At 58.2% G+C, this 23990-nt stretch carries 16 protein-coding genes and 1 tRNA gene; 3 read left to right on the top strand and 14 right to left on the bottom strand.

Annotated features, from left to right (window positions below; all coding sequences use genetic code 11):
- Positions 1 to 9: 9 nt before the first annotated feature.
- The 13 genes from ABGT65_RS13720 to ABGT65_RS13660 form a co-directional block, all read right to left on the bottom strand.
- On the bottom strand, positions 10 to 1998 hold the full coding sequence (locus tag ABGT65_RS13720) for a tetratricopeptide repeat protein (protein ID WP_346702938.1): 1989 nt from the start codon (positions 1996 to 1998) through the stop codon (positions 10 to 12).
- A gap of 87 nt (positions 1999 to 2085) precedes the next feature.
- On the bottom strand, positions 2086 to 2967 hold the full coding sequence (era, locus tag ABGT65_RS13715) for a GTPase Era (RefSeq protein WP_346702937.1): 882 nt from the start codon (positions 2965 to 2967) through the stop codon (positions 2086 to 2088).
- 495 nt (positions 2968 to 3462) lie between these two features.
- Positions 3463 to 4794 carry a signal recognition particle protein gene (ffh, locus tag ABGT65_RS13710; RefSeq protein WP_346702936.1) on the bottom strand — a complete coding sequence of 444 codons (1332 nt, stop codon included), beginning with the start codon at positions 4792 to 4794 and terminating at the stop codon, positions 3463 to 3465.
- Between the two features lie 173 nt (positions 4795 to 4967).
- Entirely contained in the window at positions 4968 to 5465 is a 498-nt protein-coding gene (locus ABGT65_RS13705) for a hypothetical protein (RefSeq protein WP_346702935.1), read from the bottom strand.
- A gap of 9 nt (positions 5466 to 5474) precedes the next feature.
- Complete coding sequence (locus ABGT65_RS13700; RefSeq protein ID WP_346702934.1) at positions 5475 to 6305, bottom strand: DUF1573 domain-containing protein; 831 nt, start codon at positions 6303 to 6305, stop codon at positions 5475 to 5477.
- 18 nt (positions 6306 to 6323) lie between these two features.
- Positions 6324 to 8468 (bottom strand): S8 family serine peptidase, encoded by a 2145-nt coding sequence (locus tag ABGT65_RS13695; protein ID WP_346702933.1) that lies wholly within the window; start codon positions 8466 to 8468, stop codon positions 6324 to 6326.
- 15 nt (positions 8469 to 8483) lie between these two features.
- Positions 8484 to 10247: a BACON domain-containing protein gene (locus ABGT65_RS13690; protein WP_346702932.1), complete on the bottom strand. Its 1764-nt coding sequence runs from the start codon at positions 10245 to 10247 to the stop codon at positions 8484 to 8486.
- A gap of 2 nt (positions 10248 to 10249) precedes the next feature.
- On the bottom strand, positions 10250 to 13006 hold the full coding sequence (locus ABGT65_RS13685) for a DUF4458 domain-containing protein (protein ID WP_346702931.1): 2757 nt from the start codon (positions 13004 to 13006) through the stop codon (positions 10250 to 10252).
- Between the two features lie 94 nt (positions 13007 to 13100).
- Positions 13101 to 14780 (bottom strand): hypothetical protein, encoded by a 1680-nt coding sequence (locus ABGT65_RS13680; protein ID WP_346702930.1) that lies wholly within the window; start codon positions 14778 to 14780, stop codon positions 13101 to 13103.
- Positions 14781 to 14841: 61 nt separating this feature from the next.
- Positions 14842 to 15831, bottom strand: a complete 990-nt coding sequence (locus ABGT65_RS13675; RefSeq protein WP_346702929.1) for a DUF4984 domain-containing protein — start codon at positions 15829 to 15831, stop codon at positions 14842 to 14844.
- Between the two features lie 33 nt (positions 15832 to 15864).
- On the bottom strand, positions 15865 to 17379 hold the full coding sequence (locus ABGT65_RS13670) for a RagB/SusD family nutrient uptake outer membrane protein (protein ID WP_346702928.1): 1515 nt from the start codon (positions 17377 to 17379) through the stop codon (positions 15865 to 15867).
- A gap of 17 nt (positions 17380 to 17396) precedes the next feature.
- Positions 17397 to 20348, bottom strand: coding sequence for a TonB-dependent receptor (locus tag ABGT65_RS13665; RefSeq protein ID WP_346702927.1), 2952 nt, complete (start codon positions 20346 to 20348; stop codon positions 17397 to 17399).
- 711 nt (positions 20349 to 21059) lie between these two features.
- On the bottom strand, positions 21060 to 21635 hold the full coding sequence (locus ABGT65_RS13660) for a DUF4294 domain-containing protein (protein WP_346702926.1): 576 nt from the start codon (positions 21633 to 21635) through the stop codon (positions 21060 to 21062).
- A gap of 87 nt (positions 21636 to 21722) precedes the next feature.
- On the opposite strand from ABGT65_RS13660, the gene ABGT65_RS13655 reads away from it, so the two are divergent.
- Complete coding sequence (locus tag ABGT65_RS13655; protein WP_346702925.1) at positions 21723 to 22097, top strand: thioesterase family protein; 375 nt, start codon at positions 21723 to 21725, stop codon at positions 22095 to 22097.
- Between the two features lie 129 nt (positions 22098 to 22226).
- Positions 22227 to 22297: transfer RNA gene (locus tag ABGT65_RS13650), tRNA-Gln, on the top strand.
- A 94-nt stretch (positions 22298 to 22391) separates the two neighbouring features.
- Here the strand turns inward: ABGT65_RS13650 and ABGT65_RS13645 are convergent.
- Complete coding sequence (locus tag ABGT65_RS13645) at positions 22392 to 22640, bottom strand: TIGR03905 family TSCPD domain-containing protein (RefSeq protein ID WP_346702924.1); 249 nt, start codon at positions 22638 to 22640, stop codon at positions 22392 to 22394.
- 111 nt (positions 22641 to 22751) lie between these two features.
- Between ABGT65_RS13645 and ABGT65_RS13640 the strand changes: the two genes are divergently transcribed.
- Positions 22752 to 23876 carry an aldose epimerase family protein gene (locus tag ABGT65_RS13640; RefSeq protein ID WP_346702923.1) on the top strand — a complete coding sequence of 375 codons (1125 nt, stop codon included), beginning with the start codon at positions 22752 to 22754 and terminating at the stop codon, positions 23874 to 23876.
- The last annotated feature ends 114 nt before the right edge of the window (positions 23877 to 23990 follow it).

The raw sequence follows: 23990 nt of genomic DNA, 5'->3' as shown, positions 1-23990 counted from the left end.
TGATTTGAATTAGTCTTCGAGATGTGCGTAGCGTTTGAGGATCTCGTAGGCTTCGAGGATGCCGAGTTCTCCGGCCTTCGAGAGGTCGAGGCACCCCTTTCGGGTATCCTTCATGAAGATCTGGATCACGCCGCGGTTGTAATAGGCTTCGGCGAACGAGGGGTTCAGTTCGATGGCCTTCGAGTAGTCCTCGTAGGCTTCGGGGAGACTGCCCGAGAGGGCCTGGAGGTTGGCGCGGTTGTAGTAGGCCTCGGCGAAATCCGGGAAGAGCTTCACGGCCTTGTTCAGGTCGGCCACGGCCTCGTCGTAGCTGTAGGTCCGTTTCGAGTTGTTGTTCAGTCGGTTCGCAGGGTCCGAATCGATCGAGATCCGCTGGTAGGAGTTGTCGATCGAGGAGATGAAGTCGATCATCTCGGCGCGGGTCGTCGAGCGGTTCAGGTAGAGGAACGGATTCGAGGGGTTGATCTCGATGGCTGTCGAGAAGGTGTTCACCGAATTGGTGTACTGTTTGATGAGCGACTGGGAGACGCCGCGTTCGAAGAGCCGGGTCCACGACGTGTCGCCGCTCTTGAGCCGCAGGGCATACTCCTTGTCGAGCATCACGAGCGTATCGGGTGCGATGTTGCTTTCGCGGCACGAGAGGGTGAGGTATTCGTTTCCGATGCGTTTCTTGAAGTCCTCGATGCGCTGCAGGCGGTAGGTCCGGATTTCGGGCAGCGTGTCGGGGCGCATGAGCGTGAACTTGAACAGCGGCAGCAGGCGCATCTCCTCGTGCCCGCCGTTGTGGCCGGTGATGCGGTCGAAGCTGCTCCCGGCGAACTTGCTGTCGAACGACAGCAGGCGGTCGAACCGCTGCGTGGTGTCGGCGAAGATCGAATAGGTGCTGTCGCTCAGGCGCGAACGGTATTCGGCAATTTTCCGCTGGGCGGTTTCGCGGTCGCTCCGGGCCCCTTTGGGATCCTGGAGGAGTTCGCGCAGACGTCCGCGGTAGATGTAGGCGTTGGCGAAGTCGGGGTAGAGCTCGATGGCCGAGGTGTAGTCCTTGACGGCCTCCTCGATCTCACCCAGCTGGGCGTGCACTCCGGCGCGGTTGTAGTAGACCAGCACGTTGTTCGGGGAGTAGAGCGCCACGCGGTCGTAATCCTCCAGGGCACGGTTGTAGTCGCCGATCTGGGTGCGGAGCATGGCCCGGTTGAAATAGGTGAGCGAGTTGGTCGAATCGAGCTGGATCACGCGGTCGAAGTCCGCCAGGGCCTGCATCGGACGGTTCGTGGCGTTGTAGACCAGCGCGCGGTTGAAGAACGAGAGCAGGTACGTGGAGTCGCACTCGATGGCCTTGTTGAAGTCGGCCTCGGCCTCCTCGTAACGCTCCTGGTCGAGATAGAGTCCTCCGCGGCGGTTGTACCCGTTTGGGTTTTCGCGGTTGGTGCGGATGGCGGTGTTGAAGTTTTCGTAGGCCCGGGTGGTGTCCTTGAGGTGGAGGTAGCTCAAACCGCGGCAGATGAAGGCGTCGGCGACCTTGTTCTCCTGGCGGATGAACTTGTCGAAATCCTCGATGGCCTCCTTGAACTGCTGGTTCAGCAGGCGTGTGACGCCGCGGCTGTAATAGGGTCCGGGGAGGTCGGGCCTGAGCTCGATGGCCTCGCGGAAGTCCTGCAGGGCGTCGTCGTAGTTTCCCAGGCGCGAGCGGGTGATGGCCCGGTAGGTGTAGGCCTGCGTATAGACGGGGTTGAGGCGGATGGCCGTCGAGAAGTCCTCCTCGGCACCTAACAGGTCGTCGAGGTTGTACTTGGCGATACCGCGCAGGAAATATCCCTCGAAAGCATCCTCGTCGAAGCGCAGCAGGGTGTTGAGCGTGCGGATGGCTTCCTGGTAGTCGTTGTTCATCATACACGAGCGGCCCATCCAGAAGAAGTATTCCCGGTTGTACTGGGCCTGGGCGTCGGGAGAGCACATCAGTGCGATACCGGACAGGAGTGCGATGATGAACTTGCGCATTTTTCCGATTTTTTGTTTTAAACGGCCTTTTTCGTGGTTTTATTGTTTTTCCGGGGGATGTCGGGCATTTGCTGTGGATCGGTTCTGCTATTCCGTTTCGTATCCGAAGCGGCGGAGCTGTCGTTCGTTGTTCCGCCAGTCGTCGCTGACCTTGACGAAGAGCTGCAGGAAGACCTTTTTGCCGAGGAACTGCTCCATGTCTTCACGTGCGGCCTGCCCGACCCTTTTGAGTTTTTCGCCCTTGTGTCCGATGAGGATTCCCTTCTGGGAGTCCCGGGCGACGAAGATCGTGGCGGCGATTCGGTCGATTTCGGGCTCCTCCTTGTAGGAGTCGATGGCGATTTCGCAGCAGTAGGGGATCTCCTTGTCGTAGAACCGGAGGATCTTCTCGCGGATGATCTCCGAGGCGAAGAAGCGCAGGGTCTTGTCCGTGAGGGTATCCTTGGGGTAGAAGGCGGGGCCTTCTGGGAGCAGGTCGAGGATGGTCTTGAAAAGGCCTTCGATATTGAACTGTTCGCGGGCCGAGACGGGGACGATCCGGGCCTCGGGGAGTGTTTCGTGCCACTTGTCGACGAGCGCATCGAGCGAGGCGGGATTCGAGAGGTCGATTTTGTTGACGACGACGATGGTGGGAATCCCGCAGTGGCGGATATTTTCGAGGACGCGGGATGCGCGGTCCGACTGCTCGACGGTATCGGTGACGTAGAGGATGATGTCGGCATCGGTGAGTGCGCCGTCGACGAACTTCATCATCGACTCCTGCAACTTGTAGGCGGGTTTCAGGATGCCGGGGGTATCGGAGTAGACGATCTGGAAATCGTCACCGGAGACGATTCCCATGATGCGGTGGCGGGTGGTCTGGGCCTTTGCGGTGATGATGGAGAGGCGTTCTCCGACCAGCGCGTTCATGAGGGTGGATTTCCCGACGTTGGGATTTCCGATGATATTTACGAAGCCCGATTTGTGCATGGATAGTCTTTTTTGATCTTCAAAGGTAGAAAATTATTCGATTTTTTCCTATATTTGACCAATACAAACACATAAAATGTTGCCTATGAGGTGATAAAGATTTGAATTTCAGTTTTACGGGAACTGTCATGTGCCGTCACCGCACGAAAAGCGCCGGCACGAACATATAAAAAGCGTTAGCTTTACACTTGTCTTTCGAAATCTGGAAAATTTCAAGCACAACAAGAGTAAGGCGTAAACGCTCACGTACTGCGTGGGCTTTACTCTGTTTGTTGTGCACGGTTATTCCAGAACCTCGAAAGGCAAGCAAAGTTCTGTCCCACGTTTTTTATATGCATTATTGGGGTAATAAGCTGGGGACAGAGCGCTTGGACGGAGATAAGTCTGTCTGATATTTGAAAAAATGGAAAAACAATGAAAAGATTTTTTGTTCTCGTCATGGAATATGCAAAAGGCACTCTTTTTTAGAGTGCCTTTTGTTCTGTTTGTCGTTTTTTACCGCCGGCGCATCATGCCGGGCATCTTGGGCATCTTCAGCCCGCCTCCGGCCACGGCCTTCATCATCTTGCGCGTGTCGTCGAACTGCTTCATCAGCCGGTTGACGTCTGCGACGGTCGTTCCCGATCCTTTGGCGATGCGTTCGCGGCGCCGGGCGTTGATGATCTCGGGGTGTTCGCGTTCTGCGGGGGTCATCGACGAGATGATCGCCTCGGTCTGCTTGAATACGTCGTCCGGGATGTCGACGTTCTTCAACATCTTGCCCATGCCGGGCAGCATTGAGGCCAGGTCCTTCAGGTTGCCCATCTTCTTGATCTGCTGGATCTGCGCGATGAAGTCGTTGAAGTTGAACTGGTCCTTGACGAGTTTTTTCTTGAGTTTGCGGGCCTCCTCCTCGTCGAACTGCTCCTGGGCGCGCTCGACGAGCGAAACGACGTCGCCCATGCCGAGGATCCGGTCGGCCATGCGCTCCGGGTGGAAGACCTGCAGGGCATCCATCTTCTCGCCGCTGGAGATGAACTTCAGGGGTTTGTTGACGACCGAACGGATCGAGATGGCGGCACCGCCACGGGTGTCGCCGTCGAGTTTGGTGAGGACCACGCCGTCGAAATCCAGCCGGTCGTTGAACTCCCTGGCCGTGTTGACGGCATCCTGACCGGTCATGGCATCGACCACGAAGAGCGTTTCCGAGGGTTTGACGGCGGCCTTGATGGCCGTGATCTCCTGCATCATGGCCTCGTCGACGGCCAGACGTCCGGCTGTATCGACGATCACGACGTTGTAGCTCTTCTGGCGGGCGTATCGGATGGCGTTTTCGGCGATCTGGACGGGATTTCGGTTCCCCTCCTCGGTGTAGACCTCGACGCCGATCTGGCTGCCGAGGACCTTCAGCTGGTCGATGGCCGCGGGACGGTAGACATCTCCGGCGACGAGCAGCATCTGACGCCCCTTCTTGCTTTTGAGCATGGCGGCGAGCTTTCCGGAGAAGGTGGTCTTACCGGAACCCTGCAGACCGGCGATGAGGATGACGGCCGGGGTTCCTTCGAGGCGGATGTCGGTGGCCGTACCTCCCATCAGTGCGGCGAGTTCGTCGCGGACGATCTTGGTCATCATCTGCCCGGGCTTGACGGCCTTGAGCACGTCCTGCCCCAGGGCTTTCTGCTTCACCTCGTCGGTGAACGACTTGGCGACCTTGTAGTTTACGTCGGCGTCGATCAGCGCGCGGCGGATCTCCTTGAGGGTCTCGGCGACGTTGATTTCGGTGATGCGGCCTTCGCCCTTGAGGAGTTTGAACGACCGTTCGAGTTTGTCGGTCAGGTTTTCGAACATATCTCTCTAAAATTTCGTGCGGTTATATTTCGCGCAAAGTTAAGAAATAATTCAGAATGCGCAATTCCCGGGAGGGCCTTTTTACAAATGGCAGGCGGGGCGCAACGATCCGAAACCGTAGCGCCCCGCCATTCCGATCCGGCCCCGTATGCCGGGCGGGACCCGGGTATGGATTACTCTTCGTCCTGCTCGGACTCGATTTCATCCTTGTACTGGTCGAGAATCTCCTGCGGGATTCCGTCGCAGCGGACGTAGCGCGAGACATTCCCGGCATCGTCCGTGGCGATCCACGTCATGCGGTCGCTGTAGAGGTCGCGGATGATGTATCGGTGCGACCAGTCTCCGTTCTCGTAGTCGTACATGCCGCGGATCACCGACCCGAGCGACTCGTCGGTGTAGAGGCTGTATTCGCCCGTGATGCGCCGGGGTCCGAAGCTGTCGAGATTCTGGTAGATGGTGAATTCGTTTCCGTCGCGGTAGGCGAGTTCGAGATAGACATAGCTTCCGTCGGCGAGCGGGGTTCCGTTGCTCCAGGATTCGAGTTTCCAGGTTCCCGAGATGTTGTAGAGCGACACGTCGAGTCCGGGATCTTCGTAGCTTTTGTCGTCGTCGCAACCCGTGAAGGCCGCGGCGAGGATCAGCAGAAGCGAGAATTTGAGGATGTTTTTCATATTTTTTAATCAGTTATTCGCGGTTTTGGAATCGTTGTAGGGTGCGGCGATGCGGACCATGACGGAGCTCTGCCCGGGCTGAAGCCCCAGTCCCCGCAGGAAGAGCGGAATGCGCCCGGGGGCTTTCCCGGCCGCGGGGTCGAACCGCACGGTCAGTTCCCCGACCCCTCCGGGCGGGAGGGTCTCCGGGGCGAATCGGGCCCGGACGCAGGGGGGCAGGATCCGGGTATCGATCCGCACCCGCAGGGTGTCGTTCCCGCCGTTGAGGCACTCGATGGTTTCGACCTGGGGGCGAGTCCCTTCGATCCGGATCTCCTCCTGCTTGAGGAGCAGGTTTCCGTGGGCGTGCGGATAGGCGTAGGTCGGACGGGCCGAGGGGATGACCTCACCGGCGAGTTCGAGGGTCGCCGAGGGGGCATTCCCGGCGAGCTGCGTGAAGATGAAAATCTTCCTCACGAAGCGTCCCGGATGCCCTTTGGGGTGGTAGGTCACCGTCACGGAGTCCGTTTCGCCGGGTTTGACCGGCCGTTTTCCGCAGGTCGGGACGGCGCATCCGCAGGTGGTCTTCACCCGGGTGATGACCAGGGGTTTGTCGCCGGTGTTCCGCCACGTGAAGACGAAACTTTTCGGGCCGTCGTCCTCGCCGATAGCTCCGGTTTCGATCCGCGTGCGGTCGAAACGCATTGCCTGTGCACCATGGGCCAGTGCGGGTTGTGCCATGCTGTCGAGGCGCTCACGCGGGACGATGTGGAACTGCCCCCGGGCGGGACGTGCGGCGACGAGTGCCGCCGCCGTCCCGAGCAGGACCAGTACGTAACGTATGAAGCCTTGGTGCAGCATGGTTTTTTCTTCGGGCTGTTAGAGCCAGCCGCTTCCGTTGGCCGACTTGCGGACGGTGATGTTGAACGAATGGGTCTCACCGTTGCTGGCCTTGATGGATGCCGGGGTGGCACCTTCGGCCAGACCGGTGAATACGGCCTTGCCGTTTTCGATCTTGCCCGAAGCGATCGCGGTGTTTTCGATCGTAAGGGTGTAGGTCAGCGATTCTCCGTTGACGAAGTAGCGGGCCGGGGTCTCGATCACCTTGTTTTCCTCGCCGATTCCGAGGTAGATGTTCGGGAAGGAGACCGCCGTGCCGGCCGATTCGTTTTCGACGGCGGCCAGAAGCTTGTCGGCATTGACGAGACCTCCGCTTTTGCCGGCGTATTGCGACATCTCTATGATTCTGGGATAGGTTTTGCCCAGGTCGGTCACATAGTGGTAGTACTTCTTGTCGCCGGTGAGGTACTCGTCGATGGGGGTGACGCTCTCGACGATCAGTTTGCGGAATTCGGCAGCCGTGAAGTGCTTGCGCAGCTGGGCGGCATACGAGAGTCCCAGGGCGGCCACACCCGAAACGTGAGGACAAGCCATCGAGGTACCCTCCATGTAGCCGTAGCAGGTGTCGTCGCTGACCTGCGGGGGCAGGGTCGAGAGCACGCATCCCACGGCACCGCGGGCTGCGGTATACTCCGGGGCCGACGGGTCCTTCTCCCCGTCTTCGCGGATGTCGACATAGTCGAAGTAGTAGTCCTGGTCACCGCCCGGGGCCGCGATGTCCGAGAAGGTCCCGTAGTTCGAGAAGGTTGAGATGGTGTAGTCGCCGGCGATGGAGTTCACGGAGATGCAGTACTCGGCGGCTCCGGGGAATCCGGCCGCGGGGGCGTATTCGTTTCCCGAGGAGAAGATGGGAATACCGCCTTCGATGGGGCCGTTTGGCGATCCGGCGTTGTAGACGAAGTAGTCGAGCGACGCCTTTTCCAGCGGGCAGGCTGCCTCCCACTCCTCCTGGGTCGCGAAGCCCGGGGTGTTTTCATATCCGTTGGCCGCGCTGGATGTGTATCCCCAGCTGCACTGCAGGATGACGGCACCGTTGTCGGCGGCATACTTGAAGGCGCGGGCCAGGTTGATGGTGTTGCTGGACGCGCTTCCGGAGAAGATCTGGCACGACATGATCTTGACTCCGGGCTCCTCTTCCGTACCTCCGGCGATGGAGGCGATTCCGATTCCGTTGTTGTTGCGGGCGGCGATGACACCGGCTACGTGCGTGCCGTGTCCCGTGTCGGCCGAGGCGTCGCACGAGATGATTCCGGTGTTGTTGACGAAGTCGTATCCGTAGTAGTCTCCGGCATAGCCGTTCCCGTCGTTGTCTTCACGAGCCCCGTAGGTTTCGCCCTCGTTGATCCACATGTTGTTGATCAGGTCGGGGTGACGCCAGTAGATACCCTCGTCGAGCACGGCCACGACGATCGACGGATCGCCCGTCGAGCGTTCCCAGGCCTTTTCGCAGTTGACATCGGCACCGACCTTGAATTTGGCTTTGGCCACTTCGGGGTCCTCCTCCGGATCGATGATGAAGTAATCCTTGTAGCCGCGGTTGATGATGTGCCACTCCCATTTCAGGAGATGGTCGTTGTAGACGTACCCGTTCTCGCCGTCGGCGCGGGTTGCCGGGGCGTTGAGCAGCCTCTTGGGGAAGGGGACGGGCTTGCGGTCGGTGCGGTAGGCGCGTTTGATGGTGCGGTTGGGCGTTGCGGTCTGCACCTCGCCGAGGGCCGAAAGCCGGTCGACGACCTCCTCGACGCTGTACTTGTCGCTGAAGCGGACTACATACCACAGATGGAGCCCGGCCTCGCGTGTGCGCTCCTCGTGGAGGGCGTCTACCGGGAAAATGCGTTCCAGCTCGCATTCGCCGAGCATGTCGAGGACTTCGTCCACGGAGTAGATTCCGCTGCGTGTGGCGGGAGCCCCGCTTCGGGTTTGGGCCAGGCCGCGTTCGTCGAGCATGTCGCTCACCGCGGCATCGAACTTCACGATGACCTCTCCGGCCATCTCCGCGGGCTCCGATGCGGATTCGGAGCCGGTGGAAACGGAGGGTTCTGCGAGGTCTTCGGTTGAGCAGGCATTGAAGGCGATCAGCGACAGGGCGCCGAAGGCCGATATGAGATATTTGTTCATTTTCATCTTGTCGAATCGTTATTATCGCGTGGTTCCGGCGTCGTCGCCGTTTTCGGCGTCGTCTTCATCGGTCATGTTGGCCAGTTTCTTTTTCGGATAGGCCTGGTAGTAATAGTCCATGTTCGCGGGTTCGTTGGAGAAGCCGGCCAGATTGCCTTGCTCATCCTTTCCTTCCTGGTTGAACAGCAGCGTGAAGGGGTCCCACCAGTCGAGAGCCGGGTGATAGAGCACCCAGTCGGGCAGGGCGCCGGTCATACGGTTGAGGTTCAGGGCGAGCATCCTCAACTGGGGCATCACGCGCTTGATCCGGTTCTTGACCAGGATACACTCCCCTGCAGCATCCTTGAGCGAGTCGGGAGCCTCGGTGTAGACGGGTATCGACTCGTCATCCTCGAAGTCGGGAATCTCCCCCTGGAGGTAGTTCACCGAGAGGATGAGCGTATCGAGTCCGGTTACGCCCCCGGCTTCGTCGGCCTCCCATTTGAACAGCCAGTCGGGGAACGCTCCGAAGCTCTTGGTGTCGGCGTTGTACTTCGTGTGCTGGAAGAGTCCGCCCAGATCGGTGGCGATGTTGTTGCTCAAATCGTAGACCAGGCGGCGCTGGTTGTTTGCCATGCGCAGGACGTGGAGCTTCGGGAAGTTCGTCGGGTTGATGATGTCGGGGATCTTCTCGAAGTTGTTGCTGCTCAGGTCGAGGTACTCAAGGTTCCGCAGGTTGGTGAAGTTCTCGTCGAGTTCCGTCAGTCCGTATGCACCGATGGTCAGGCGCTTCAGCTGGCTGAGTTCGCAGATGTACGGGCCGGTGCTGAGGCTGAGTTGGAAGGTGTTGACGTTGCTGTAGAACTCCAGTTCTTCGGCTGCGGTGAGGTATTTCACCTCGAAGGGAATCCCCTCCTTGATGGAGAACATGTAGAAGCGGGCGGCCTTGACACGGCCCTTGAGCGAGTCGACATACCCCTCCATTCCCTCTTCCCAGAGGGTTACGCCGGCCCAGTTGTCCATTTTTTCGCCGGAGCTTTCCCAACTGGATGCCCAGACTTCGAGTGTGCGGGCGATGCTGAGCAGGGCCACGGAGTCGCCTTCGCGCGAATTCGGGGTGATAGGCTCTGCGGCGCTCTGTTCGATGGTGAGTTTGTCGTTGCGGGCGAGCATTTCGGAGGTCACGTTGCTCTCCGAGGTGGGGACGAAGGAGACTTCGGCGGAGCGTTCGTCTCCGGAGTTGATACCCCAGTTGAAGCGGATGGTGACCTCGCGCGGGCGGAGCCCGTGGTCGAGTGCGACGTCATAGCGGTCGAACTTCACCCAGCTGGTCTTGTCGTCGGGGACCTTGACGTCGAAATCGACATTGGTCCTGACCTTGACGTCGAAGTAGCGTTTGTCGAGCGAGGCGTAGTTTTCGATATTGACCGTCGGCTCGTCGAGCGTGATGGCGTAATCGAATCCCTTCTGTTCGATTCGGATTTCCTGGTATTCGGCGCTGTTTCCGGTTTTGACGATACGCACGACGCCGTTTCTGACGGTGTTCGTGATGGCAGAGTCGATGTTCAGGCTGCACTCCGTGGACTTGTATCCGTTTGCAGGGGATACGGTGATCCAGGGCACGTTCGAGATGGCGACCCAGTTTTCATTGGCCGAGACCTTGATTTTTTTCGTACCTCCGACGGCATCGATGGAAATCGAGTTGGTGTCGGTTCCGAAAGCGACGGATTCGTCGTCCGTGGAGCAGGCTGCCAGAAGTGCCGCTGCCGCGAGGAGCGAGGTTGCGATATGGTTGCGTATTTTCATGGTTATTCGAGCATTTCGGGACAGTTGATGATATTCTGCGTTTTGTCGTAGATCAGGTTGTAGGCGCCGGCCTGCCAGTAGTAGCAAATATCCGAGGCATCGAACGTGATGTTGGGGTTGTCGCTGATGTCGAGGTTGTAGATCAGGTAGGAGATCGTGTCGTCGATTTTCCGCAGGTCGTTCGAGCCGACGAAGAGCCCTCTCAGTCCGGTGTGCTTGTAGATTCCCGTAGGCCACTCCTTCAGGCAGCGGTTACCGTTTGCATCGCGCTGGCCGCGGACGGCGTAGACCGTCAGGGTCATGGCATCGGTCGCCTCCCAGGGGAATGACGCGAAGCTGTTGTAGGAGACGTCGACTCCGTAGAGATAGGGCAGCGATCCGGCATGGAAATCCTTGGGGAATTTCGTCAGACTGTTGTATGTCAGGTCGATCGAGATGAGGTTGGCCATGTGGGTGGGCTTGGGGCTGGTGAAGCACTCCTCCTCGAATCCCGTCATGCCGTTACCGGCCAGCAGGATGTAGCTGATCTGCGAGTTGCTCTTGGCCAGGCAGGCGGGGTACTTCTCGATCCGGTTGCCCGAGAGGGTGAAGGTCGTGACGTTGATACCCTGATAGGTTCCGTCGTCGGCGTTTTCGAAGCCGTCGATCTGGTTGTATGCGAAGTTGGCGCTTGAGAGGAAATACGCGCTGGTGCTTGAGAAGATGTCGGGGACCTTCGTGAGCTGATTGTACGACGCCGAGAAGGTATCCAGGTCATCGGTATTGCAGAAGATCCTGCGGCTGTTGTGGTCGACGGTCCTGAAGCCCTTGATCAGGTTGTTGTCGAGGTATAAATCCACGGGTCTGAAGTTGTTGCCCGGGGCGTCGATATAGCCGTCGCCGGTCGATCCGATCTTGTTGTTGGCCAAGTCGAGCAGTCCGAGACGTCCCATTTTGGCGAGGTCTGCGGAGGGGAACTCTTCGAGGAGGTTGTCGCGGGCGTAGAGCATCTGAATGACGCCCTGCGAGCTGCCTTCAGCCAGATTGTGGATGGTCTGCAACATCTCCTCGTTGCTCCAGCCGGGGTTTGCTGCGGTGCCCTTGTTGCAGGAGAGGTTGACCTGGATCAGGGCGGGCATCTCTTTGACCTCATCGGGCAGGCCGTGGAGGTTGGGGCAGTTGTAGACTTCGAACAGGGTGCAGGACTCCAGTTTCCCGATCGTCGAAGGGAGTTCCGCGATGGGGCTGTTGGCGATGTAGAGGTATTCGAGCTTGGTCAGGTTGCCGATTTCGTCGGGCAGGCCCGTGAGGTTGTTGCAGAACCGTCCGGCGATGACATCCTTGGGCTGGATTTCGAGTTGTTTTCCGGTTTTCCGGTCGAAGATCTGGTCTTCGGTATACCCCTGTTCGTAGAGGTACATGGCCGGGCTTGTGAGGCTGTGCTCCTTGAGGGCCAGGGCGCAGGGGTAGGACATCTGGGGCTGGATGTGCGTAGCGGCCAGATATTGGCGGTTGTACTCCATCCGGTTTCGGTTCCGGTCTTCGAGCGACTTCGACTGGTCGAGCATCGGGTCGTAGGTTCCGGTGTTCATGTCGTTGTGCGTACCGAGATAGAGCTCGACGAGCTCGGTGAGCTGGCCCAGGGCTGCGGGCATGTCGCCGCTGATCCCGAACTCGCTCAGCACGAGTTTGGCCACGCGGCCGTTGGAGTGCACCTCGACACCGGGCTGGGTGGTCCAGAGGTCGGGGGACTTGTTGAAGTCCCAGTTGCAGCCCTTGGCGTAGGTCTGACCTCCGTAGTACCAGTTTTCGCCGTCGAGGGCCTCCCAGATGGCCTTCAGGGCGTATCCGTCCTGAATGTACTCGTCGGCCTCGTAGAGGGTTACGGGGACTTCGGCATCGACGGTCTCGTTGTCCGTGACGGTGAAGTTGCTGTCGGGGAACTCCTCTCCGGTGTGGGATTCGAGCACGAGTTTGTTGGAGTCGTAGGTGACGAACCCGGTGATTTCGTAGGTTGCGGCGGGGAGCGAGAGGAGCGAGTCGCAGGTGATCGACGAGGTCTGATACCCGAAGTCGTCGCTTTCGCGGTCCTCCTCGTCGAAGTGGATCGAGAAGGTGGACTCCAGGTAGGTGAAGGTGATCTCCTGTTCGTCGGAGTTCACCTTGTGGACGGTGACGTCGAAATAGGCGATTTCGTCGAAGGTATACTCCCGGTTTCGCGAGGAGGCGCGGGATTTCCACTCGCCGGTGAGCTGTGAAATGTCCTTGATCAGGTTGAAGCGGACCTTGCCGCGGGGGGCGACATTGGCCGTGAGGTCGTGGACGGTCAGGCCGCCTGCGACGATATTTACGATATTGTTGTTATTGGAGTGGTCGGGCGTACCGCGGTAAATCTCTTCATCGTCCACGTCGTAGAGGCTGAAGGATACGATCTGGTACTCTCCGGCCAGGAGCTGGAGCTTGTCGCTGCGCAGGCCGAATTCGGCGCTTTGGTTGTCGGCGGCGCTGAGGACCATGGTCTGCACGATGGATGTATTTCCGGATCGGAGTTCGACGCTCAGTTTCCGGGCGGCATGCAGGTAATCGAGTTCATCGACAACGGCCCGGGACTGCGAGGCGGGAGCTCCGGGATAGGAGGCCTCCTTGTAGATTTTGAACTGGATGTATCCGTAGTCCCTTTCGCGGTTGTCGATACCGTCGTCGTCGGAACAGGCTGCGGAGCAGAGTGCGGCACAACCTGCGGCGAAGGCGAATATGGTTTTGAAATTGAAAAGTTTCATGGAAAACTAATGTCTTGTAAACTCTTTAATTATAGTTTTTGAAAACAGGGGCCCCGCCCCATTCAACGGGGCCCTGTTTTGCTTTCTGTCGGTGTCAGAATTCTCGGATGCAGATGATGCAGGCCAGCTGGTTATAGTTCGAGTCGTAAATGCGGATGAATCCCTGACCGCCGGTGTACGTATTGCCTGAAGCATCCATGGTGACATAGATTTCGTTGTCATAGGATTCGGTACCCAGCCAATTCCCCGTCGATGAGGCTATGATGTTGGCGTATTCTCCGTTCAACAGGAAAGAGATGCTTCCCATCAGGTCGAAAGATTTATAGGTCAATCGGTACAGTTTGCCTCCGGCTGCGATAACATCCCAGTTGTTGGCGATGTCCTCATCGGCATCGGGATCTCCGTTGGTCAGATCCTCAAACGTATAGTAACCCAGTGGTTGATACATCTGGTTGTTTTCACTCTCCGAGATGAAGAATCCGTCGTCGCTTCCGCCTCCGCCTTCACCCTCCTGCTCGATCGTAGCGATCAGATAGGGCTCGTATTCGGGCAGCAGCGCACTTCCGTCGCCGAACATGGCATCCGGGCCTCCTATATTGTTCAGGTTATCGGCCATGGCCTTCGGCAGGGCAATTACGAGCACATCGCGGGTTTCACCCTCGTTGGCCTTGACGCTGACAGTATAGTCGTGCAGCTGGAAGGCACTGCCGTTCTCATCCCACGAATCCTTGATAGTTACCCAATCGTGCTCGGATGCCTTGTAGCCCCAATACCATCCGCCATTCTTTTCACCGATAAAGAATTCCACGTCTTTGGTGCTGTACAAACTTCCTTTGCTCGACTTTTCTTCGCTGACCGTACCGTTGGAATCGACGGCATACCCTTCGGCATTGAACGAGAAGGCAGCGGTTGCTGCGCCCGAGCCGTTGCGGACTACCTTGGTCAAATCGGGCAGGACGAAGCAGTAGCGGTTGTGGGCGTTGTTGCCCGGATCCGTAGCGGGGTCGATGTTGCTGTCATAGAAGTCGATCATGCCGATGGCACCGTTGATCTCCTGTTCGGTGATCTGTGCGAAGTCGGCCGTGACGAAGTACTCGCCCTCCTGGGGACGTGGCGTATAGGTGAGCCAGTCGGGGGTCGAGGCGAGCCACTCGAAGTTGCTCTCCGCCTTGAATACCTGCATGTATCCGGTCTTTCCGGTGAACCAGATCAACTCCGGGGCTCCCTCGGGGGCCACTTCGGGCGCGCTGCTCTCCGTGTATTTGGCAACCGGGGTTTCGCTGTATTCGAAGGAGAAGTCATACGCCTCCTGCGTACCCTCGTCCGTGAGGAATCCCGACAGATAGATGTCGAATTCGCGTGCGGCGGTCTGACGGGTAACCTTGGCGATGACCTGGGTCTGTCCGCCCATGGTGAGCGACACTTCGCACGAGGGGGTCTCGTCATAGACATCCTGGTTGGTCGTGATTACCTGGATGGTGACGGGTTCGGTGCTGGCCTTGCCCGAGATCGAGGAGGTCTCTACGACGCCGTCGCTCAGTTTGAACCACTCCGAGGTTTCGGCATCGGTCGGGATGCTCACGGTCCAGTCCATATTGGGGGTGAATGAGACGTTGCAGGAGGTCTCACCCGCCGGGATGTTCAGTGTGGCCATATCCGGGAATACGGGGGTAGGATCACTCGTGTCTTTGCCGTTGTCCTCCGAGCAGGCGGAGAGCAGCAGGGCCGAACTTGCCAACAGAACCGATGTCCAGTGTAAAATCTTGGTTTTCATAAGACATTGCGTTTAGTTGTACTATAATTAAAGAGAATGGGATTTTTGAATCGTTCGCATGTTATTCCCGATCCGCGTTGCCCTGATTGTTGCGGGGATAATCCGGATCGTCTCTGGGGTCCCGAGCCCCCGACATGTTGTTTTCGATTTTCAGCCGCACGGCCTCTTCGAGCGATACCCATTCCAGGACATTGTAGTAATGTCCGACCGTTCCCACCATCGTTCCGAGGTCTTTCAGATAGACGTACAGCCAGATGGATGCGTATTTTTGGCACGTATTGTAGTAAGAGTCGTAATAGGGGCTCACGGTACCCAGGATCTTGTTGTCGGCATTGATCTGCCCGAAGACGGTCTGTTCATCGCTGAGGACCTGATCCTCGTCCATTTCGATGACGGGTTCCATGGGGTCGTCGTTCGTCAGCCGCATGGTGACGTCATAGCCGTCGTAGAGGAAGTCGTGAAGGATGATCGTATTGGGCTCCGTGGGGTGCTTCTCGGTGAGGATCAACCGCTGGTAGTTCTGATCCAGCGCGCTGGGGTAGTCGTAGAGCAGCAGCGACGTGACCACGCACCAGCCGTCGAAGGCGTCCAGATCGTAGTCGCAACCCTTGTAGAAGACGACTTTCGTGTAGTCGCTGCCGGCATAGAGCCCGGTCCAGCGTACCTGGTCGGGGACCAGCAGGTGGAGCTTGAATCCCAGGGAGTCGGTATCCTGAATATGGTCATAGATACCTGCGACCTCGACATTGGCGGTACGTTCTCCGGCGGGGATGGTGATCGTGTTGGATTTCAGACGGTAGTGGTAGCCTTCGATGGCGTTGCTGCCCTGGTCGATGACCTCGACGGCGAAGGTGCGGTCGTAGTCGCAGGCGACGGTCGATGCAACCGGAATCGAGAAATAGGCCCCGTCCGGGAATACCATGTTGGTCGACAGGGTGTCGGCGAACATGATGTATTCGGCATCGGAGTAGGTTTTTTTATCCGAGTTACATCCTGCAGCGAGGAGGCCTGCCAGGGCGGTCGCACACAGTATTGCGGTAATTCGTCTCATATTGGGTATAAGTCTTTGAAATCGTTGAATGCGTTAGTTGTTGCTCTCGTTGGGTTCGATTTCTGAACCGGGGGCTTCGAGTTCGTGGCGCGGGATGGGCCATACGAACCGGGGGTCATCGGCTTCGATCTTGAGCGAGCTGCCTTCGGCGAGCGAGCACGACTGGGGCGTGCGCTCGAATCCCATGTGCCAGCGTTTGAGGTCGTTGAGGCGGAAGCCCTCCATGTAGAGCTCGCGCACGCGCTCCTCGGAGATGGTTTCGAGCCAGTTGTCGGCGCTGACGGTGAGCGAACCGGTGCTTCCGCTGTAACGGTTGGCCCGCAGGTCGGAGAGGTCCTTTCCGGCAGCGGCGAAGTTGGGGGTATCGAGGCGGCAGTAGGCCTCGGCCCGGATCAGATACTGCTCCGACAGGCGGAAGAGCTTGGGCATGCAGTACATGTAGAGTTTGTCGGCAGCGATGAGCTCCTGGTTACCGAAATACTTGACCAGTACGGGCCATGTCAGGCCGTTGGCATATCCCGTCGTTACCTCCTGGAAGTAGGTGCTGTACCGCAGGTCGTAGCCTGTGGCGTAGGCGTCGAGCACCCACTGTGCGGGGACGTAGTCGGGATAGTAGTGCTGGTAGTCGCGGTTGATGTTGAGGAACACCTGTCCGAGGGCTCCGCCATAGGAGGTGGATGTGTATCCGATCTGCCAGATGATCTCGGTACCCCAGTCGTATGCCCACATGTAGGCGAGGTAGGTCGTCGAGCCGGAGATGACCGAGACGTCGGTGAGTTTGATTCCGGCCTTGTTGTCGATGACCTTCGAGGCGTAGTCGATTGCCGTCTGGAAGTCCTGCATGTAGAGGGCCACGCGGGCGTGGAGCGCCTGTGCGGCGGCGGCGGTGGCGTAGATGGAGTTGTACTGGTCGTAGTCGTTGTCGAGCAGTTCCTCGGCGTGGCGGAGGTCCTCCAGGACGAACTCGTAGGAGGCCTTGAGCGAGGCGCGCTTCATGGGTTCGGGCTCGGAGTATTTCGAGCGGAGGACGACGCCGAGTTCATTTTCTGCGGTTGCGGGGTCGTATGCCTTGCAGAAGCACTCGATGAGTTTCGAGTAGCAGAGGGCCCGGATGGTGTACACCTCACCGGTGTAGAAATCCAGATAGGTGAGGTTGTCGACATCGGTCTCCTGCTGCTTGACCTGGCCGATGCGCTCCAGGAAGAAGTTGCAGCGGCTGATGATGGCGTAGAGTCCGGCATAGACGGATTCTACGTCGGTGTCGGTGGAGAGGATGTTCCAGAGCCAGGCGGGACCGTATGTATTCGAGAAGTCCTCGACGGCATAGGCCAGGTCGGCCTGGATGTCGGGCATGACGGTGAGGGTCCCGCTGAAGAGCGAGCTGCTTTTCAGTCCGGCATAGATTCCGGTCAGGATCTGTTCCGCGTCTTCGAAGGTCTGCATGGCCTCGCCTTCGGGGATGGCCGATTCGGGCAGTTTGTCGAGACACGACGAGGTCGCGCCTACCAGCAGCATTGCGGCGATAAGGGTTTTTATATTTCGTAACATGGTTGTCGTCAATCGTTTTAGAACATGAGGTCGAGGCCGAAGGTGAATTGCCGCGACATGGGGTACTGGGCCTGGTACATGTTGCCCACGCCTTCGGGGTCGAGACCCGAGAACTTGGTGAACGTCAGCAGGTTCTGCGCCTGGGCATAGATTTTCAGGCCGCTGATGAACCGGGTCTTGCGGATCAGTTCCTCGGGGAATGTGTAGCTGATCATGAGGTTCTTCAGACGCAGGAAGGAGGCATCTTCGAGCAGCCGGTCGTCGAATTCGGTATAGACGCCGTGGCGGGGGATGTCGGTGTTGTCACCGGGCTGTTTCCAGCGGTCGAGCAGCCTGCGCGACTGGTTGTAGGTGCTGAACCGGCCGTTCGATTCGTCGAAATAGCGGTCGTTGTTCATCATCCAGCGGTCGGCGACCCAGGAGAACTGCGCCGAGAGGGAGATTCCCTTCCAGGCGAGGGTCGTCCCGAAGCCTCCGGCCCAGGGGGCGTACATGCTTTTCCCGACGAGGACCTTGTCTTCGTCGCGCATTTCGGTGGTTATTTCGCCGTCCCTGGTGTACCAGAGGGCGTCGCCGTTGGCGGGGTTCACGCCGGCGAAGCGGTTGACGTAGAACTCTCCGGAGTCGTGTCCGACGACGAGTTTCATCGACGTGGCGGCCATTTCATACTCCTGTACGCCGTTGTAGAGCTCGACGATCTTGTTTTTGTTGTAGGAGACGTTTGCGTTGAGCGACCACATGAAGCCCTTGGTTGCGACGACCGTACCGGAGAGGTTGATTTCGGCGCCGCGGTTGACCATCACGCCGATGTTGTCCCAATAGTATCCGTAACCCTTGTAGGCGTAGGACTGGGGCACCTGCATGAGCATGTCGGTGGTGCGTTTGTTGTAGAGTTCGAGGTCGACGTTGAGCCGGTTCCAGAATCCGAGGTGGAAGGCGAGGTTCGTGGTCCAGAGCTTCTCCCACCCGAGGTCCTCGCTGGCGGGCTGGCTGGGGGCCATACCGGCATTACCGTAGTAGTCGAGGCCTCCGCTCACGAGGGCCAGGTGCACGTAGTTGTTCGGTACGGAGGAGTTGCCCGAGGTACCGGTGCTGACGGCGATCTGGGCGTTGGTGAGCCAGCGCCGTGCTCCCTCCATGAAACCTTCGTTGCGGAGGTTCCACATGAAGCCCAGGGACCAGAATCCGGCCCAGCGGCGGTTGGCACCGAAGCGCGACGAGGCGTCGGCACGGATCGAAAAGTCGGCATAGTAGCGGTCGTCGTAGTTGTACTCGCCACGCCCGAAGAACGAGAGGTAGGCATAGTCGTTGTCGGTGGTGTCGAGCCACGACGAGGTGCGGGTACCGGAGGAGATATTGACGAGCTTGTCGTTGTTCTGGCCTTCGGTGAGGATCGAGAAGTCCTCGTAGTGGTAGTCGAGGCCCTCCTGGCCGAGGAGGAAGTTGAAGGCGTGCTTGCCGTTTACGCGGAACTGGTAGTTCAGGGTATTGGTGACCGAGAGCGTGAGGCCGTCGGTGGACATGCGCTGGGCGCTTCCTTCGCCGAGGTTGGGGGCATAGCTCGGGGTGGAGGAGCCGAACCCGGTCATGTGGGTGTAGTCGACGTTGAACTGCGACTTGAAGGTCAGGCCGTCGATGATGGTCGCTTCGGCGAAGAGGCTCGACACGAGTTTGTATTTCTTGTATTCGCGGCGGTTGTTTTCGAGCCATTCGAGGGGGTTCTGCCCGTCTCCGAGCCAGGAGCCGTCATTTACCGAAGCGAGCGATCCGTCGGGACGGTACGGGTTCCAGTAGGGGAGCATGAAGCGGGCCGCGGAGATCGGGGTGACGAGCCTGTATTCGCCGTCGTCGGCCTGCTCGATGTTCTGGTAGTTGAGCATGGTGTTGGTCCCGATCTTGAGCCACTTTGCGGCGCGCTGCTCGATGTTTGCGCGGATGGAGTAGCGGTCGAAATAGGAGCCGACGGCGACACCGTCCTGGCTGTAATAGCCGCCGGAGACGAAATAGTTCGTCTTTTCGTTGGCGCCCGAGACGGAGAGTTCGTAATTCTGGAGCAGGGCGCTGTTGTTGTAGACTTCGTCGAGCCAGCAGACGTCGATTTGGCTGAGCCGGTTGTAATCCTTCCCGGTGGAGAGCCCGATCTCCTTTTCATACTGGATACGCTCGGCGGTGTTCATCAGGTCCCAGTTTCCCTTTGCGAGCTGGGAGAAACCGAGCTGCATCCGGTAGGTGATGTTGGGCTTTTCGGCCATCCGTCCGCGCTTGGTGGTGATCACGATCACGCCGTTTGCGGCCCGGGCGCCGTAGATCGAGGTCGACGAGGCGTCCTTCAGCACGGAAATCGACTCGATGTCGGCGGGGTTGATGGCGTTGAAGTCACCGCTTGAGATGGCGATACCGTCGAGGATGTAGAGGGGAGCCGTCCCGGAGTTGATGGAGTTCGTACCGCGGATATTCATGGTTGCGGCGACGCTGGGTTCACCGGAACTGGAGAGGACGGTCAGGCCGGGGACCTGTCCCTGGAGGGCCTGGTCGAAAGCCGCGGTGGGTGTCGACTCGACCTTTTCGGCCTTGACGGTGGATACGGATCCGGCGATGGTTCCCTTTTTGCGGACGCCGTATGCGATTACGACGACATCGTCGAGGGCCTGTGCTTCGGGCTGGAGTTCGACGTTGTGTGTGATCCGGGCATTCCCGTCGGGGACGGTGAATTCGACGACCTTGTAACCGATGTAGTGGTAAGAAAGGATGGTTCCGGGCGCGACGGCGATGGAGTAGGAGCCGTCGGCGAGCGTACTGACGCCGCTTGCGTTTCCGGAAATCACGTGTACGCCGATCAGAGGGCTTTTGTCCTCGGCCGACGTGACGAGACCGCTAACCGTGATGGATTTCCCCCCCCCTTGGGCTAAGGCGGGAAATGCACACAACAGGAAAGCGAATTTCAGGAGTAAAGATTTTGTTTTTTGCATGGTGAAATTCTTTCTGTCGGTGCAAAAGAAGGGATTATAAATGATTAAAACAAGTTTGTATCTGGCGCGGAGTGTAAGTTACGGGGTTTCGGATGGCATTCGGCGGTATTTTTCAAATAATTTAAAATGCTGGTTTTTAGCGTTTTGCGTTAAAGTGACGATTTGTAACCAAAAAGGGCGAAAAAAATAAAAAAATATTTTTATAAATTTCTGAAAACAGGAAAAATCGAGGTATTGCAGAGAAAATCGGATTACTACCGTGTCTTGCCGTTTTTCTCGTTTTAGGGTCCGTAATATACGAAAAATGGCCTTATATGCACGTTAAACAGGAGTTTCGGGGTTGGGGAGGCGATGGGCTCCGCCCCGGGACCGGGTGTTTGGCTCTTGATTTGGACGTATTGTGTCGATCGCATGAATTGAGGGCGCCGAAAGTTACGGATTGTAATCAAATTCGGAAATATTGCTATCGATACGAAATTTTCCGTCCTGTTTTTTCGGGTTGGTTTCCGCGATTTTTTCGGGCCGGTTTCCGGCCGATTTCCGCATCCCTTTTCGAGGGCTTCCGGTCTCCCGTCCGACAGCCTTCCGGCTCTCTTTCCAGCATCTCTTTCCGACCCTCTTTCCGGCACTCTTCCCGACCCTGTTTTCGACCCTCTTTTCGGGCCGTTTCTCCCGCTTTCCGATACACCCCGGGCAGCGGAAGGGCGGATCTCAACGGATCAGTCCGGCCTCGTAATAGATGATGATCTGCTCGATCATTCGGTCCTCGCCCTCCTTGTCGTACTGGGACTTGAGGTCCTGGCCGAATATTTTGGAGATCCCCTGCCAAAATCCGGCGACGAATCCGCCCCGGAACTCCTTGAGGACCTCGTAGGCGGTATATTCGGTTTCGCGGTCGATGAGTTTGAGCAGGACGCGGCCTTCGGTTCGGGTCATGCGTTTTGCGACGGGGGTGTACTCCTCCTTGATTTCGTGATAGACCTGTTTGATATACTCTTTCTGTGCCTTTTTGGTCGGGAGCCGGCAGAGTTCCTCCTCCATGGTTGCCATCTTTGCGCGGGCGATTTTGGCGATGGGGTATACCTTTTTCACGGCGTTGACGAGCCTTCGGTAACGCCTCAGGTCGACGGGACGGCTGAAGACATAGACGGGGAGAACATGCACCAGGGGTATGGAATCCCCGTTCTGGACCTCCCATTCCTGATGCCAGAATCCGCGGCCGCCCTGCGCCGACACTTCGGAGCGTGCGGCACAGAGTGCGAGCAGGAGGAGTATCCATTTTTTCATGAGCGATTAATTTTTCCTATTTTTGTCCCCGGATCCGGAACAAATATAGTGATTCCGGAATCAAACGAAGAACAAAAAGGGAATATTATGTTGGAAAAAGGAGTTTCGGCGAGCTGCACCACGACGGTGACCGCCGAGAACACGGCAGCGGCGATGGGTTCTGGCGACCTGCCGGTTTTTGCGACGCCGGCGATGGTCGCGCTGATGGAACATGCGGCTTTGGAGGCTGTGGCTGCGGAGTTGCCTGAGGGTTCGACGACGGTGGGAGCCGAGTTGAACGTCACGCACCTGAAGCCTTCGGGTTTGGGCACGGAGATTACGGCCACGGCGATACTGACGGCGGTCGAGGGTCGGAAACTGACCTTCAACGTCGGGGCCCGGGATGCCGGGGGGATGATCGGCGAGGGCACCCATGTGCGCTACATCGTGGATCGGGCGAAGTTCCTGGCGAAACTGGGCTGATTGTCGGCCGGCTGTCGGGGCGGGGCTCCGCAGTCGGGTGAAAAGGGCTTTGCCGCACGGTTTTTTTGGGAAGCGGGGTTTGGATTTGTAGAATTTTTCGTATCTTTGTCCCGCTTTCGAGCATGAGTTTGAGCTGTGGTGTAATGGTAACACAGCAGATTTTGGTTCTGTCGTTCTGGGTTCGAATCCCGGCAGCTCAACGGTACCGCACTGATTGTCAGTGCGGTATATTTTTTGTTGTATGGGATGTTTGCCCGGCACTGCGGCACCGGGCGGGTTTTCCGGCTTTGGATTTCAGCGGTTGTTTTTCAGGGCCCGGGCCAGCTGATCGGGGCAGGAGGTGCCTTTTCCGTGGCAGTCGATTCCTTCGAGGCGTGCGATAGCCTCTTCGACCTTCATGCCGCGCACGAGGGCGGCCACGCCCTGCGTATTTCCGTGACAGCCGCCCGTGAATGCGACTTTGCGGATGATTCCGTCTTCGATGTCGATATCGATCTGCCGGGAGCAGGTTCCCTGACAGTGGTGGGTTATTTTCTGCACCATGGTGTTTTTCGGGTTTGTTTCGGAGTGCAAATATACGAAAGCGAATTGTTTCGGCAATCGGATAAAATCGCTATCTTTGTCGTTGCGAACACAAAAAATCTTTTAGGCATTATGAAAATCATGGGAATTGCGGCCGCAGCATTGCTCTTTACGGCCTGCTGCAGCCAACCGGAATCGACGGTGCGTCTGTTCGACGCGCAGGCCTTCACCGCGACGGTGGAGGGGAAACCGGTCACGCTCTACACGCTTCGGAACGGGGATCTGACGATGCAGGTCACGAACTTCGGAGCGCGGGTCGTGTCGCTCTGGACGCCCGACCGGAACGGTGTGGCGGAGGATGTGGTTCTGGGTTACGAGTCGATCGACCGCTACCTGGACAATGGCGGCGAACGTTTCCTGGGAGCGGCTCTGGGGCGCTACGCCAACCGCATAGCAGGCGGTCACTTCACGCTCGACGGCAAGGAGTACACGCTTCCGCAGAACGACAACGGGCAGACGCTGCACGGCGGTTTGAAGGGCTTCGACAGCGTGGTTTGGGATGTGGAGTCGGCCACCGACACGACGATCGTCTTCCGCTACCGTTCGGCCGATGGCGAGGAGGGTTTCCCGGGGAACCTGGACGTTACGATGACCTACACGCTGACTCCGGCGAACGAGTTCCGCATCGACTACCGTGCGGAGACGGATGCCCCGACGGTGGTGAACCTGTCGCACCACTCGTTCTTCAACCTCAAGGGCGAGGGTAACGGGACGATTCTCGACAACGAACTGTGGATCAAGGCGGATTCGACGACTCCGGTCGACGGGGTCCTGATTCCGACGGGCGAACTGGCTCCGGTAGAGGGTACGCCGTTCGATTTCCGCCAGCCGACGGTGATCGGGGCCCGGATCGAGAGCGACAACGAGCAGCTGAAGAACGGCCACGGTTACGACCACAACTGGGTGCTGAGCCGCGAAGGCGATGGGGTTGAGCTGGTAGCTTCGCTTTACGAGCCGACGACGGGCCGCGTGATGGAGGTACTGACCGACCAGCCGGGACTTCAGTTCTACAGCGGAAACTTCTTCAACGGCAAGAGCATCGGCAAGTACGGACGTCCGCAGTCCTACCGGGAGTCGGTAGCGCTGGAAACGCAGCACTTCCCCGACAGCCCGAACCATGAAAACTTCCCGACGACGCGCCTCAATCCGGGCGAGACCTACACGCATACGTGCATTTACCGCTTCTCGGCGCGTTGAATTGCTGCCGGGTGGGACGAAAAAGGGCTGCAGGAATTCCTGCAGCCCTTTTTGTACGTGGTAATGATGCCAAAAGTGGTTGGTGTCGTATTGGATCAAATGACCAGAATTGTA

The sequence above is a fragment of the uncultured Alistipes sp. genome (assembly GCF_963931675.1).
Taxonomy (GTDB): domain Bacteria; phylum Bacteroidota; class Bacteroidia; order Bacteroidales; family Rikenellaceae; genus Alistipes.
This window is presented reverse-complemented; position numbering and strand designations above follow the sequence as displayed.

What these genes read in the sequence shown, in the direction of transcription:
- ffh (WP_346702936.1), bottom strand. Translation starts at nt 4,794, where the DNA reads ATGTTCGAAAACCTGACCGACAAACTCGAACGGTCGTTCAAACTCCTC.
- ABGT65_RS13700 (WP_346702934.1), bottom strand. Translation starts at nt 6,305, where the DNA reads ATGCTGCACCAAGGCTTCATACGTTACGTACTGGTCCTGCTCGGGACG.
- ABGT65_RS13655 (WP_346702925.1), top strand. Translation starts at nt 21,723, where the DNA reads ATGTTGGAAAAAGGAGTTTCGGCGAGCTGCACCACGACGGTGACCGCC.
- ABGT65_RS13695 (WP_346702933.1), bottom strand. Translation starts at nt 8,468, where the DNA reads ATGAAAATGAACAAATATCTCATATCGGCCTTCGGCGCCCTGTCGCTG.
- ABGT65_RS13675 (WP_346702929.1), bottom strand. Translation starts at nt 15,831, where the DNA reads ATGAGACGAATTACCGCAATACTGTGTGCGACCGCCCTGGCAGGCCTC.
- ABGT65_RS13670 (WP_346702928.1), bottom strand. Translation starts at nt 17,379, where the DNA reads ATGTTACGAAATATAAAAACCCTTATCGCCGCAATGCTGCTGGTAGGC.
- ABGT65_RS13645 (WP_346702924.1), bottom strand. Translation starts at nt 22,640, where the DNA reads ATGGTGCAGAAAATAACCCACCACTGTCAGGGAACCTGCTCCCGGCAG.
- ABGT65_RS13685 (WP_346702931.1), bottom strand. Translation starts at nt 13,006, where the DNA reads ATGAAACTTTTCAATTTCAAAACCATATTCGCCTTCGCCGCAGGTTGT.
- ABGT65_RS13660 (WP_346702926.1), bottom strand. Translation starts at nt 21,635, where the DNA reads ATGAAAAAATGGATACTCCTCCTGCTCGCACTCTGTGCCGCACGCTCC.
- ABGT65_RS13640 (WP_346702923.1), top strand. Translation starts at nt 22,752, where the DNA reads ATGAAAATCATGGGAATTGCGGCCGCAGCATTGCTCTTTACGGCCTGC.
- ABGT65_RS13720 (WP_346702938.1), bottom strand. Translation starts at nt 1,998, where the DNA reads ATGCGCAAGTTCATCATCGCACTCCTGTCCGGTATCGCACTGATGTGC.
- ABGT65_RS13680 (WP_346702930.1), bottom strand. Translation starts at nt 14,780, where the DNA reads ATGAAAACCAAGATTTTACACTGGACATCGGTTCTGTTGGCAAGTTCG.
- ABGT65_RS13665 (WP_346702927.1), bottom strand. Translation starts at nt 20,348, where the DNA reads ATGCAAAAAACAAAATCTTTACTCCTGAAATTCGCTTTCCTGTTGTGT.
- era (WP_346702937.1), bottom strand. Translation starts at nt 2,967, where the DNA reads ATGCACAAATCGGGCTTCGTAAATATCATCGGAAATCCCAACGTCGGG.
- ABGT65_RS13705 (WP_346702935.1), bottom strand. Translation starts at nt 5,465, where the DNA reads ATGAAAAACATCCTCAAATTCTCGCTTCTGCTGATCCTCGCCGCGGCC.
- ABGT65_RS13690 (WP_346702932.1), bottom strand. Translation starts at nt 10,247, where the DNA reads ATGAAAATACGCAACCATATCGCAACCTCGCTCCTCGCGGCAGCGGCA.